The sequence below is a fragment of the Oxalicibacterium sp. genome, from assembly GCF_035565035.1.
Taxonomy (GTDB): domain Bacteria; phylum Pseudomonadota; class Gammaproteobacteria; order Burkholderiales; family Burkholderiaceae_D; genus Oxalicibacterium.
Map to the genome: position 1 here is coordinate 1 of NZ_DATMTD010000084.1, position 14,142 is coordinate 14,142.

At 55.1% G+C, this 14,142-nt stretch carries 7 protein-coding genes; all 7 read right to left on the reverse strand.

What is annotated here, in order from left to right; all coding sequences use genetic code 11:
- Positions 1 to 3 precede the first annotated feature (3 nt).
- Positions 4 to 1,194, reverse strand: coding sequence for an elongation factor Tu (tuf, locus tag VN114_RS07445; protein WP_325513536.1), 1,191 nt, complete (start codon positions 1,192 to 1,194; stop codon positions 4 to 6).
- A gap of 95 nt (positions 1,195 to 1,289) precedes the next feature.
- Positions 1,290 to 3,395, reverse strand: coding sequence for an elongation factor G (gene fusA, locus VN114_RS07450; protein ID WP_325513538.1), 2,106 nt, complete (start codon positions 3,393 to 3,395; stop codon positions 1,290 to 1,292).
- Between the two features lie 130 nt (positions 3,396 to 3,525).
- Entirely contained in the window at positions 3,526 to 3,996 is a 471-nt protein-coding gene (rpsG, locus tag VN114_RS07455) for a 30S ribosomal protein S7 (protein WP_325513540.1), read from the reverse strand.
- Between the two features lie 132 nt (positions 3,997 to 4,128).
- The gene (gene rpsL, locus VN114_RS07460) at positions 4,129 to 4,512 is read right to left on the reverse strand and encodes a 30S ribosomal protein S12 (protein ID WP_057293079.1); all 384 of its coding nucleotides are present in this window, start codon (positions 4,510 to 4,512) and stop codon (positions 4,129 to 4,131) included.
- A gap of 401 nt (positions 4,513 to 4,913) precedes the next feature.
- Positions 4,914 to 9,158 carry a DNA-directed RNA polymerase subunit beta' gene (gene rpoC, locus VN114_RS07465; RefSeq protein WP_325513542.1) on the reverse strand — a complete coding sequence of 1,415 codons (4,245 nt, stop codon included), beginning with the start codon at positions 9,156 to 9,158 and terminating at the stop codon, positions 4,914 to 4,916.
- Between the two features lie 248 nt (positions 9,159 to 9,406).
- Positions 9,407 to 13,513: a DNA-directed RNA polymerase subunit beta gene (gene rpoB, locus VN114_RS07470; protein ID WP_325513544.1), complete on the reverse strand. Its 4,107-nt coding sequence runs from the start codon at positions 13,511 to 13,513 to the stop codon at positions 9,407 to 9,409.
- Positions 13,514 to 13,779: 266 nt separating this feature from the next.
- A partial coding sequence (gene rplL / locus VN114_RS07475) for a 50S ribosomal protein L7/L12 (RefSeq protein WP_325513546.1) occupies positions 13,780 to 14,142 on the reverse strand: 363 nt, incomplete at its 5' end.

Consider the following 14,142-nt stretch of genomic DNA (forward strand, 5'->3'; position numbering starts at 1 on the left):
TTATTACTCGATGATTTTAGCCACGACGCCGGCGCCGACGGTACGACCGCCTTCACGAATAGCGAAACGCAGACCTTCTTCCATCGCGATCGGGTTGATCAGCATCACGGTGATCGAGACGTTGTCGCCTGGCATGACCATTTCTTTATCCTTCGGCAACTCGATCGAACCAGTCACGTCCGTGGTACGGAAGTAGAACTGTGGACGGTAGTTGTTGAAGAACGGGGTGTGACGGCCGCCTTCGTCTTTCGACAGGACATAGATCTCGCCGGTGAAGTGTTTGTGTGGCTTGATCGAACCTGGTTTTGCCAACACTTGACCACGCTCCACGTCTTCACGTTTGGTGCCGCGCAGCAGCACGCCGACGTTGTCGCCTGCCTGACCTTGGTCGAGCAGTTTGCGGAACATTTCGACGCCGGTGCAGGTGGTTTTTTGCGTATCACGAATACCGACGATTTCGAGTTCTTCGCCGACTTTGACGATACCGCGCTCAACACGACCGGTGACAACGGTACCGCGACCGGAGATCGAGAACACGTCTTCGACTGGCAGCAGGAACGTGCCATCAACAGCGCGCTCTGGCGTTGGGATGTAGCTGTCGAGTGCTTCGGCCAGTGCCATGATGGCTTGTTCGCCCAGTGGACCGGTGTCGCCTTCGAGTGCGAGTTTCGCCGAACCTTTGATGATTGGCAGGTCGTCGCCAGGGAATTCGTATTTGGAGAGGAGCTCGCGCACTTCCATTTCGACCAGTTCGAGCAGTTCTGCGTCATCGACCATGTCTGCCTTGTTCAGGAAGACGATGATGTATGGCACGCCAACCTGACGCGACAACAGGATGTGTTCGCGGGTTTGCGGCATTGGGCCGTCTGCTGCGGAGCACACCAGGATTGCGCCGTCCATCTGCGCTGCGCCGGTGATCATGTTTTTGACATAATCGGCGTGGCCTGGGCAGTCAACGTGCGCGTAGTGGCGATTTGCGGTTTCGTATTCGACGTGCGCGGTGTTGATCGTGATACCGCGCGCTTTTTCTTCCGGCGCTGCGTCAATCTGGTCGTACGCTTTTGCTTCGCCGCCGAATTTCTTCGACAACACCGTCGCAATCGCTGCCGTCAGCGTGGTTTTACCATGATCGACGTGACCAATCGTGCCGACGTTCACGTGCGGCTTGGTCCGCTCGAATTTGCCTTTTGCCATTTTATTCTTCCTTCAAAAAGAACGATTTGTTTGTAAAAACAATGAATTAATTAATGATTGCAACCTGCCCGCTCCTTGCGAAGCGGGCAAAACACTTACTTGGTCTTGGAAGTCACGATTGCGTCGATGACATTCTTCGGAGCTTCCGAATAGTGCTTGAATTCCATCGAGTAAGTCGCACGACCTTGTGTTGCCGAACGCAGCGATGTCGAGTAACCGAACATTTCCGACAGCGGCACTTCAGCCTTGATGATCTTGCCACCGCCGCCGGCGATTTCATCCATGCCTTGCACCATACCGCGGCGGGACGACAGATCGCCCATCACGGTACCGGCGTAATCTTCTGGGGTCTCGACTTCAACAGCCATCATCGGCTCGAGAATGACCGGACTGGCTTTACGGCAACCATCCTTGAACGCCATCGAACCGGCCATGCGGAACGCGTTTTCGTTCGAGTCAACATCGTGGTACGAACCGAAGAACAGCGTGACCTTGACGTCGACCACCGGGTAGCCGGCCAACACGCCGGTCGTCAGTGTTTCACGCACGCCCTTTTCAACCGCAGGGATGTATTCGCGTGGAACGGTACCGCCCTTGATCGCGTCGACAAATTCAAAACCCTTGCCCGGCTCTTGCGGCTCGATCTTCAACACCACGTGACCGTACTGACCACGACCACCGGATTGCTTGACGAACTTGCCTTCGATTTCTTCGCAAGTCTTGCGAATCGTTTCGCGGTACGCAACCTGCGGCTTGCCGACGGTCGCTTCGACGCCGAATTCGCGCTTCATACGGTCAACGATAATGTCCAGATGCAGCTCGCCCATACCGGCGATGATGGTCTGACCCGATTCTTCGTCGGTACGCACGCGGAACGATGGATCTTCGGCAGCCAGACGATTCAGTGCCAGACCCATTTTTTCCTGGTCGGCCTTGGTTTTTGGCTCAACTGCCTGCGAGATAACCGGCTCAGGGAAGACCATGCGTTCGAGCACAACGACAGCCTTGTCGTCGCACAGCGTGTCGCCAGTGGTCGTGTCTTTCAAACCGACGACTGCAGCGATATCGCCTGCCAGCATTTCCTTGATTTCTTCGCGCTGGTTTGCGTGCATCTGAACGATACGACCGATACGCTCTTTCTTCTCTTTCACCGAGTTGAAAACGGTATCGCCCGAGTTCAAGGTACCCGAGTAGCAACGGATGAAGCACAGTTGACCGACAAACGGATCGGTTGCGATCTTGAATGCCAGCGCCGAGAACTTCTCATCGTCTTTAGCTTGACGCACGACAGGCTCGTCATCGCCATCCACACCTGGAACAGGAGGAATGTCGACTGGCGACGGCAGGTATTCGACCACGCCGTCCAGCATGGCTTGCACGCCCTTGTTCTTGAACGCCGTGCCGCACATCATCGGCACGATTTCACTGGCGATCGTGCGCTGGCGAATTGCCTTCTTGATTTCTTCCTCGGTCAGATCGCCCTCTTCGAGGTACTTGTTCATCAGTTCCTCGGAAGCTTCCGCCGCCGCTTCAACCATGTTTTCGCGCCATTTTTGCGCTTCAGCCAACAGGTTTTCAGGGATATCACGGTAGTCGAACTTCATGCCCTGCGACGCGTCGTCCCAGATGATTGCTTTCATCTTGACCAGATCGATCACGCCTTCAAAGTTTTCTTCGGCACCGATCGGCACCTGCATAGGAACCGGGTTCGCTTTCAGACGCGCACGCATCTGATCGTAGACCTTGAAGAAGTTCGCGCCGGTACGATCCATCTTGTTGACGAATGCCAGACGTGGAACCTTGTATTTGTTTGCTTGACGCCAAACCGTTTCCGATTGTGGCTGCACGCCGCCGACTGCACAGTAAACCATGCAGGCACCGTCGAGCACGCGCATCGAACGCTCAACTTCAATCGTGAAGTCAACGTGGCCCGGGGTATCGATGATGTTGATGTGGTGAGCAGGGAAATTGTTCGCCATGCCTTTCCAGAAGCAGGTCGTCGCAGCAGACGTGATCGTGATGCCGCGCTCTTGTTCCTGCTCCATCCAGTCCATGGTGGCCGCGCCATCATGTACCTCACCAATCTTGTGGTTCACACCGGTGTAGAACAGGACGCGCTCGGTCGTCGTTGTTTTACCAGCGTCAATGTGAGCCGAGATACCGATATTGCGGTAGCGCTCAATAGGGGTCTTGCGGGCCATAAGTAGTCCTAATTCGTTTTAATGAACAAAACCGAGCGCCATTTTTTCCAAAATGTGCCCGGCCTCGAACAAATTACACATGCGATGTGTGGCGCCTTCATGACACAGGCGCACGACACACATCAATTTATTAGAAGCGGAAGTGCGAGAACGCCTTGTTCGCTTCTGCCATGCGGTGCACTTCATCACGCTTTTTCATCGCACCGCCACGGCTTTCAGCCGCTTCCATCAATTCACCAGCCAAACGCAACGGCATGGATTTCTCGCTGCGCTTGTTTGCAGCTTCGCGCAACCAGCGCATGGACAATGCCATACGACGAACCGGACGAACTTCAACCGGCACTTGGTAGTTTGCACCACCGACGCGACGGGATTTCACTTCGACCATTGGCTTGCAGTTATTGATTGCTGCAGCAAACACTTCCAGCGGATCTTTGCCGGATTTGCTTTGGATCTGCTCAAACGCACCGTAGATGATGTTTTCTGCGACCGATTTTTTACCGGACAGCATCAGAACGTTGACGAACTTGGCGACATCAACATTGCCGAATTTTGGATCCGGCAGGATTTCCCGTTTGGGAACTTCACGACGACGTGGCATTTCGATTCCTTTCAATCTTCAGTTGAGCGCGCGATACGATTTATCGCTCACTCGCGGACAGTCATCATAACCATCCACTTACTCGGCCCATTCGGGACCGATACCTTTTTCGCCTAGGCGAAAATTTGATGATTACTTCTTGGCAGCTTTTGCACGCTTCGCGCCGTACTTCGAGCGAGCTTGCTTACGATCTTTGACGCCCTGGGTATCCAGTGCACCGCGGACCATGTGATAACGCACACCCGGCAAATCCTTCACACGACCGCCGCGCAGCAGCACGACACTGTGTTCTTGCAGGTTATGGCCTTCACCGCCGATGTACGAAATGACTTCGAAACCGTTGGTCAGGCGAACTTTGGCGACTTTACGCAGAGCCGAGTTAGGCTTCTTTGGAGTCGTCGTGTAGACGCGGGTGCAGACGCCGCGTTTTTGCGGGCTGTTTTCCAGCGCCGGCGATTTGCTCTTGACGCGTGCCGAAACACGCGGCTGGCGAATCAATTGATTGATGGTTGGCATCGCTCTTAATCCAGCTAATACAACATTGATAATACGAACCCGAAAACGGATGCTCGGGACCAGGAAATCGTGCGGAAGAATGGGATTCAACGCGCGGCTCGATCGAGCCTTGAAGGAAAAAAGCGCGCAAAAGGAGTGCAAAAAAGGCAGACCAAAGAACGCTTAAGCCAAACAGAGCTTAAAATCGAGAACTCGCGAGTATATCCCTCCCCATTTTCTGCGTCAACTGCGATGTCGGCAGATACGCACTGAAATACGTTGTGAATCGGCACATTGCAGCTATTTGGCCAAAATCGCTGCCTAGTATTACTGCGCCGGCTTGAAATGTCCGGAAACTTACAAGGATGACAAATAAAAACGGCACCAGAATCTGGTGCCGTTTTTGTTAAAACATCAACCGATCAATGGGAGTCGGTATCGCTGTCCGGTGGATTCGACACATCGGCAAACTGCGCTTCCATTTCGGCGGCACGCGCCGCTTTTTCGGATTGCAACAGCGCCGTACGCTCTTCGGCTTCCCACGATTCCTTTTCCTTGCGGGCACGGTGGTATGCCAGACCCGTACCGGCCGGGATCAGACGACCGACGATGACGTTTTCCTTCAGGCCGCGCAGGCCATCTTTCTTGCCCATGATCGCAGCTTCGGTCAGGACACGCGTGGTTTCCTGGAACGATGCAGCGGAAATGAACGAATCGGTCGACAGCGATGCCTTGGTGATACCCAGCAACACGTTTTCATACGTTGCAGGGATCTTGCCTTCGGCAGTCACGCGATCGTTTTCGTCCAGCAACTCGGAACGCTCGACCTGCTCACCAACGATATAGCTGGTATCGCCCGGTTCCACAACCTGCACGCGACGCAACATCTGACGCACGATGACTTCGATATGCTTGTCGTTGATCTTCACGCCTTGCAGACGGTACACGTCCTGCACTTCATCGACGATGTAACGTGCCAGCGCTTCAATCCCCAACAAACGCAGGATGTCTTGCGGATCGGCTGGACCGTCGACAATCATCTCGCCCTTGTTCACGACCTGGCCGTCATGTACCAGCACTTGCTTGTCCTTGGTGATCAGGAACTCGTGCTTGTTACCGTCCATGTCCGTGATTTCCAGACGTTGCTTGCCTTTGGTTTCCTTGCCGAATGCAACCGTTCCGGTGACTTCTGCCAGCATGCCGGCATCTTTCGGCGAACGCGCTTCAAACAACTCGGCAACACGCGGCAGACCACCGGTGATGTCACGTGTTTTTTGCGATTCGGTCGGGATACGTGCCAACACTTCGCCAACGGTCACTTGCTGACCGTCTTTGACGGTGATCAGCGCACCAACCTGGAACCCGATCGTCACCGCGTGTTCGGTACCGGCGATCTTTACTTCTTCGCCGTTTTCGTTCAGCAGTTTGACCTGTGGACGTACCGACTTGGTAACCGAACCACGACGCTTCGCATCGATAACGACCAGTGTCGACAGGCCGGTGACTTCGTCGATCTGACGTGCAACGGTAACGCCTTCTTCGACGTTCTCGAACTTCACCGTACCGGTGTATTCGGTAATGATCGGACGGGTCAGCGGATCCCAAGTTGCCAATGCGGTGCCGGCCTTGATCGCCATGCCGTCCTTGACGATCAGCGTTGCGCCGTACGGCACTTTATGACGCTCGCGCTCACGGCCGTGGTCGTCCGTGATCAGCACTTCGCCGGAACGGGAAATGACGATCTGACCGCCTTTGCCATTGGTGACGTAACGCATGGTTGCCGTGAAGCGAACGGTACCGTTCGACTTGGCTTCGACAGACGATGCCACTGCTGCACGCGATGCCGCACCACCGATGTGGAACGTACGCATCGTCAGCTGCGTGCCTGGTTCACCGATCGACTGCGCTGCTACCACACCGACGGCTTCACCGGCATTGACCAGCGTACCGCGGCCGAGATCACGGCCGTAGCACTGTGCGCACAGGCCGAAGCGCGTGTCGCAGGTCAATGGCGTACGGATCTTCACTTCGTCAATGCCGAGGCGTTCGATTTCTTCGACCATGTCTTCATTCAACAACGTGCCGGCGGCGTACAGGGTCTCTTGCGTTTCCGGATTGACGACATCGGTTGCAGCAACGCGGCCGAGGATACGGTCACGCAATGCTTCGATGACTTCACCGCCTTCGACCAGCGCTTTCATCGATGCGCCGTTCGAAGTGCCGCAATCGTCTTCGATCACAACCAGATCCTGCGTCACGTCGACCAGACGACGGGTCAGGTAACCTGAGTTCGCGGTTTTCAACGCGGTATCGGCCAGACCTTTACGCGCACCGTGAGTCGAGATGAAGTACTGCAACACGTTCAGACCTTCGCGGAAGTTCGCGGTGATCGGCGTTTCGATAATGGAACCATCCGGTTTCGCCATCAGGCCGCGCATACCGGCCAGCTGACGAATCTGTGCTGCGGAACCGCGCGCACCGGAGTCGGCCATCATGTAAATCGCATTGAACGATTCTTGCGTGGTTTTGGTGCCATCACGTTTGGTGACGTCTTCAACCTTGAGTTGATCCATCATGGCCTTGCCGACGTCGTCGCCGGCCTTGCCCCAGATATCAACCACTTTGTTGTAACGTTCGCCAGCGGTAACCAGACCGGACGAGTATTGCTGTTCGATCTGTTTGACTTCGCCTTCAGCGGTCGCAATGATGTCCACTTTCTGTGGCGGCACCAACATGTCGTCGACGCAAATCGAGATACCGGCGCGCGTTGCGAGACGGAAGCCCGATTGCAGCAATTGATCGGCAAACACGACGGTGGCGCGCAGGCCGCATTTGCGGAACGACAAGTTGATCAGACGCGAGATTTCTTTTTTCTTCAACGCACGATTCAGCACGCTGAACGGCAGACCTTTCGGCAGAATTTCCGACAGGATTGCGCGGCCAACGGTGGTTTCGTAACGGGTCACCGTTTTTTCGAATTCGCCGGTTTCGACGTTCTTCGGATATTCAGTGATACGCACGGTAATACGTGTTGCCAGTTCGACTTGCTTGTTGTCGTAGGCACGGATGACTTCGGACACGTCCGGGAACATCATGCCTTCGCCCTTGGCGTTGATCGCCTCGCGGGTCGCGTAGTATAGACCCAGCACGATATCTTGCGAAGGAACGATCGATGGTTCGCCGTTCGATGGGAACAGGATGTTGTTCGACGCCAGCATCAGCGTGCGCGCTTCCATCTGTGCTTCGATCGACAATGGAACGTGAACCGCCATTTGATCGCCGTCGAAGTCGGCGTTGAACGCCGCGCAGACTAGTGGATGCAACTGGATCGCCTTACCTTCGATCAGGACCGGCTCGAACGCCTGGATACCCAAACGGTGCAGCGTAGGCGCACGGTTCAGCATGACCGGATGTTCGCGGATCACTTCTTCCAGGATGTCCCACACGACTGGCGTCTGGTTTTCAACTTCTTTTTTCGCAGCCTTGATCGTGCTGGCGATACCCATCACTTCGAGCTTGTTGAAAATGAATGGCTTGAACAATTCCAGCGCCATCAATTTCGGCAAGCCGCATTGATGCAATTTCAGTTGCGGGCCCACGACGATGACGGAACGACCCGAGTAATCGACGCGTTTGCCCAGCAAGTTTTGACGGAAACGACCGCCCTTGCCTTTGATCATTTCGGCCAGCGATTTCAGCGGACGCTTGTTAGCGCCGGTCATCGCTTTACCGCGACGGCCGTTGTCCAGCAGCGAATCGACCGCTTCCTGCAGCATGCGTTTTTCGTTGCGGGTGATGATTTCCGGTGCACGGAGCTCCATCAAACGCTTCAAACGGTTGTTACGGTTGATGACGCGGCGATACAGATCGTTCAGATCGGAAGTCGCAAAACGACCGCCGTCCAGCGGCACCAGCGGACGCAGTTCTGGCGGCAGCACCGGCAGCACTTCCATGATCATCCAGTCAGGCTTGATGCCCGAACGCTGGAACGCCTCAAGCACTTTCAGGCGCTTGGCGTATTTCTTGATCTTGGCTTCGGACTTAGATTCTTTCAGTTCCTGACGCAACGTTTCCGCATCGCGATCGATGTCGATCGAACGCAGCAATTCGCGAATGCCTTCGGCGCCCATGAACGCGGTGAAGTCGTCGCCGAATTCTTCATACTTGGCGGCGTAATCGTCTTCCGACATGATCTGGCATTTTTTCAGCGGGGTCATGCCAGGATCGGTCACGACGTAGGCTTCAAAATACAGCACGCGTTCGATGTCGCGCAACGTCATGTCGAGCACCATGCCCAGACGTGACGGCAGCGATTTCAGGAACCAGATGTGCGCAGTTGGCGATGCCAGTTCGATGTGGCCCATGCGCTCACGGCGCACCTTGGCCAGCGTGACTTCAACGCCGCATTTTTCGCAGATGACGCCGCGGTGCTTCAGGCGTTTGTATTTGCCGCACAGGCATTCGTAATCCTTGATCGGGCCAAAGATTTTTGCGCAGAACAGGCCGTCGCGTTCAGGCTTGAACGTACGATAGTTGATGGTTTCCGGCTTTTTGACTTCGCCGTAGGACCACGAACGGATTTTTTCAGGGGACGCCAGACCAATCTTGATCGCGTCGAATTGTTCGTTTTGCTGAACTTGCTTGAATAAATCGAGCAGTGCTTTCATGTATCACTCCAGTTGGCGTGAAAAAACGCTGATATAGACGAAGTGGTTGCGTCGCTCTGCTTGATGACCCTGTTCGCATCTGCGGGAGAGCTGAGCCTTGAGGCCGAGTTCCGCAGATACCGGGACAGATGACGCTTCCTAACTGCTTTGCTACTGATACTAAAACTTTATTGACGTAACGCTTGCTTGAAACCATTGAACGGTGCGAATGGGAGAACCGATTACTCGGCTATCCCATTCGCACTCGATCAGTCGCGTTCCAGATCGATGTCGATACCCAACGAACGGATTTCCTTGACCAGCACGTTGAAGGATTCCGGCATGCCGGCGTCGATCACGTGGTCGCCCTTGACGAGGTTTTCGTACACTTTGGTACGGCCATTCACGTCATCGGACTTGACGGTCAACATCTCTTGCAACACGTACGATGCGCCGTATGCTTCCAGTGCCCAGACTTCCATCTCACCGAAACGCTGACCGCCGAACTGAGCTTTACCGCCCAGTGGCTGCTGCGTAACCAGCGAGTAAGGACCGGTCGAGCGTGCATGCATCTTGTCATCGACCAGATGGTGCAGTTTCAGCATGTGCATGTAGCCGACAGTAACGGTACGTTCGAACGCCTCACCGGTACGACCGTCATACATCGTGACCTGGTTCTTCGAAGGCGTCATGCCGAGGTTCTTGGCAATCGCGTCCGGGTAAGCCAGATCCAGCATGCGACGGATTTCTTCTTCGTGCGCACCGTCGAACACCGGCGTCGCAAACGGCACGCCCTGTTTCAGGTTGCTTGCCAGCGACAGCACTTCATCGTCCGAGAAGCTGTCAATGTCTTCCGTCTTGCCAGACTCGTTGTAGATCGTTTTCAGGAACTTGCGCAGTTCGGCTGCCTTGGCTTGTGCCTTCAGCATTTCGCCGATACGCAGGCCCAGACCTTTTGCCGCCCAGCCCAGATGGACTTCCAGAACCTGACCGACGTTCATACGCGAAGGAACACCCAGCGGGTTCAGTACAACGTCAGCCGGCGTACCGTCTGCCATGTAGGGCATGTCTTCCACCGGAACGATGCGCGACACCACACCCTTGTTACCGTGACGACCCGCCATCTTGTCGCCTGGCTGCAGGCGACGTTTGACTGCCAGGTAAACTTTGACCATCTTCTGCACGCCTGGCGGCAGTTCGTCGCCTTGCGTGAGCTTCTTGCGCTTCTCTTCAAAAGCCAGGTCGAACTGGTGACGTTTTTCGGCGATCGATTCCTTGATCGCTTCCAGTGCGTTTGCCGATGAATCGTCTGCAGGGCGAATATCGAACCAGTGGTATTTGTCCAGATCGTCCAAATAGTCCTTGGTGATTTTCGTGCCCTTGGCGATTTTCTTAGGACCGCCGTTGACGACCTTGCCGATCAACATTTTTTCCAGACGCTGGAACGCATCGCCTTCAACGATACGCAGCTGATCGTTCAGGTCCAGACGATAGCGCTGCAGTTCGTCGTCAATGATCTGCTGTGCGCGTTTGTCGCGTGCAATACCTTCACGCGTAAACACTTGCACGTCGATGACTGTGCCGACCATGCCGGACGGTACGCGCAACGACGTATCTTTCACGTCGGATGCTTTTTCGCCGAAAATCGCGCGCAGCAGTTTTTCTTCCGGCGTCAGTTGCGTTTCGCCCTTCGGCGTCACTTTACCGACCAGCGTGTCGCCAGCGGTGACTTCTGCACCGATGTAGACGATACCGGACTCGTCCAGACGCGCCAGCTGGTTTTCGGCCAGGTTCGAGATATCACGGGTGATTTCTTCGGCGCCCAGCTTGGTGTCACGCGCAACGACCGACAACTCTTCGATGTGAATCGAGGTGTAGCGATCGTCAGCCACGACTTTTTCGGAGATCAGGATCGAATCTTCGAAGTTGTAGCCGTTCCATGGCATGAACGCGACCAGCATGTTCTGACCCAGAGCCAATTCACCCAGATCGGTCGATGCGCCGTCGGCGATCACGTCGCCGCGAGCCACGCGATCGCCCACTTGCACGATCGGACGCTGGTTGATGTTGGTGTTCTGGTTCGAACGGGTGTACTTGATCAGGTTGTAGATATCGACACCGACTTCGCCGGCCTGTGCTTCGTCGTCATTGACGCGAATCACGACACGACCTGCATCGATGTAATCAACCACACCGCCACGCAATGCCTGCACGGTGGTGCCCGAGTCGACTGCCACGGTACGTTCAATACCGGTACCGACAAATGCTTTTTCAGGACGCAGGCAAGGAACTGCCTGGCGCTGCATGTTGGCACCCATCAATGCGCGGTTCGCGTCATCGTGCTCGAGGAACGGAATCAGCGATGCTGCGACGGAAACAACCTGGCCTGGCGCCACGTCCATGTACTGGACACGCTCTGGCGAGACCAGAATCGTTTCGCCGGCTTCACGTGCGGAAACCAGTTCATCGGACAACTGGCCGGATTTGTCGATCGTCGCATTCGCCTGAGCGATGATGTATCGGCCTTCTTCGATCGCAGACAGATAGTCGATCTGGTTCGTGACCTTGCTGCCTTCGACTTTGCGATATGGGGTTTCGAGGAAACCGTATTCGTTCAAGCGGGCATACAGCGCCAGCGAGTTGATCAGGCCGATGTTCGGGCCTTCAGGCGTTTCGATCGGGCACACACGACCATAGTGGGTCGGATGCACGTCACGTACTTCAAAGCCGGCGCGTTCACGGGTCAAGCCGCCAGGTCCGAGAGCGGAGACGCGACGTTTGTGCGTGATTTCCGACAATGGGTTGGTTTGATCCATAAACTGCGACAACTGCGACGAACCGAAGAACTCACGGATCGCGGCCGAAATCGGCTTCGAGTTGATCAGGTCGTGCGGCATCAGGTTGTCGGCTTCGGCTTGGCCAAGACGCTCTTTGACAGCGCGCTCGACACGAACCAGACCGGCACGGAATTGGTTCTCGGCCAGTTCGCCGACGCAACGTACACGACGATTACCCAGGTGATCGATATCATCGACTTCGCCGCGGCCGTTGCGCAACTCGACCAGAATCTTGATCACGGCCAGCACGTCATCGTTCGACAGCGTCATCGAACCGGTCAATTCATCGCGGCCGATACGGCGGTTGAATTTCATGCGACCGACAGCCGACAGATCGTAACGATCCGGGTTGTAGAACAACCCGTTGAACAAGGCTTCAACCGAATCTTCGGTTGGCGGTTCGCCAGGGCGCATCATGCGATAGATCGCAACCTTTGCGGCCATCTGATCGGCCGTGTCGTCCATACGCAGCGTTTGCGAGATGTAACCGCCCTGGTCCAGATCATTGGTATACAACGTCTGGATTTCCTTGACGTCCGCTTCACGCAGTTTGGCCAGGACATCTTCGGTCAACTCGTCGTTGGCGCTGGCAATGACTTCGCCGGTGCTTGAATCGACAATGTTTTTTGCCAGAATGCGGCCCAGCAGATAATCTTCCGGCACGGAAATATGCTTGATGCCGGCAGCTTCCACGTCACGGACGTGCTTGCTGTTGATACGTTTGTCTTTGGCAACGATGACCTTGCCGGCTTTGTCGACGATATCGAAACGCGCAACTTCGCCGCGCAGACGTTCTGCAACGAATGCCATTTCGGCACCTTCGTCGCGCATCTTGAAATTGTCGAAAACAAAGAAGTTCTCGAGAATCTGTTCCGGCGTCATGCCGATTGCTTTCAGCAGGATCGTGACCGGCATCTTGCGACGACGATCGACACGGAAGAACAAAATGTCTTTCGGATCGAACTCGTAATCGAGCCACGAACCGCGGTAAGGAATGATACGTGCCGAAAACAGCAGTTTGCCCGACGAGTGCGTCTTGCCGCGATCATGTTCAAAGAACACGCCTGGCGAACGGTGCAACTGCGACACGATGACGCGCTCGGTACCGTTGATGACGAACGAACCGGTGGTCGTCATGAGCGGCAATTCGCCCATGTAGACTTCCTGTTCCTTCATTTCCTTGACAACCGGCTTGGTCGGCGATTCCTTGTCCAGAATCACAAGGCGAACTTTGGCACGCAGAGGCGACGCGTACGTCAATCCACGTTGCTGGCATTCCTTGATGTTGAACGGCGGATCGCCGAGCACATACGACAGGAATTCGAGACGCGCAAAACCATTGTGCGAAACGATAGGAAAAATCGATGTGAAGGCGGATTGCAGGCCTTCATTCTTACGTTGCGACGGGATCTTTTCTGCCTGCAGGAAGCTCAGGTAAGACTCGAGCTGCGTTGCGAGCAGGAACGGAACGTTGTGGACGTTAGCGCGTTTCGCGAATGACTTGCGAATACGCTTCTTCTCAGTAAATGAGTAGTGCATGGACACTCCGTGAGTGACAGGGGAAAGGATAGAGAATTCAGGATTCAGGCTGCAATGCCGAATTGCTTTCACGCAATTCGAAACAGTGAAACCTCAAGTCTCTGCCCTTGGAAAGCCGGACCGACCAGATTACATGAAGTCAACCAAGTCTGCGTCAGACGCTTCAAAATCCAAAAACGACAAAGGAGCCAAAGCCGAACCACCCTTTCGGGCAGTTCCGTGCTTTGACTCGAGCGCTGCTATACGAGTAGCGCGAACAACCGGGATTACTTGAGGTCTGCTTTCGCGCCTGCTTCTTCCAGTTTTTTCTTCGCTGCTTCTGCGTCTGCTTTTGCGATGCCTTCTTTGACTGGCTTCGGTGCACCATCAACCAGATCTTTGGCTTCTTTCAGGCCCAGACCGGTGATTTCACGAACTGCCTTGATGACGCCGACTTTGTTTGCGCCAACTTCGGACAGGACAACCGTGAATTCGGTTTGCTCTTCAGCAGCAGCAGCGCCGCCAGCTGCGCCGCCAGCTGCTGGAGCAGCCATTGCAGCAGCGGATACGCCGAATTTTTCTTCGAATGCCTTGACCAGGTCATTCAGTTCCAGGACTGTCAGGTTGCCTACGGCTTCCAGGATGTCGTC

What these genes read in the sequence shown, in the direction of transcription:
- rpoB (WP_325513544.1), bottom strand. Translation starts at nt 13,513, where the DNA reads ATGCACTACTCATTTACTGAGAAGAAGCGTATTCGCAAGTCATTCGCG.
- rpsL (WP_057293079.1), bottom strand. Translation starts at nt 4,512, where the DNA reads ATGCCAACCATCAATCAATTGATTCGCCAGCCGCGTGTTTCGGCACGC.
- rpoC (WP_325513542.1), bottom strand. Translation starts at nt 9,158, where the DNA reads ATGAAAGCACTGCTCGATTTATTCAAGCAAGTTCAGCAAAACGAACAA.
- rpsG (WP_325513540.1), bottom strand. Translation starts at nt 3,996, where the DNA reads ATGCCACGTCGTCGTGAAGTTCCCAAACGGGAAATCCTGCCGGATCCA.
- tuf (WP_325513536.1), bottom strand. Translation starts at nt 1,194, where the DNA reads ATGGCAAAAGGCAAATTCGAGCGGACCAAGCCGCACGTGAACGTCGGC.
- fusA (WP_325513538.1), bottom strand. Translation starts at nt 3,395, where the DNA reads ATGGCCCGCAAGACCCCTATTGAGCGCTACCGCAATATCGGTATCTCG.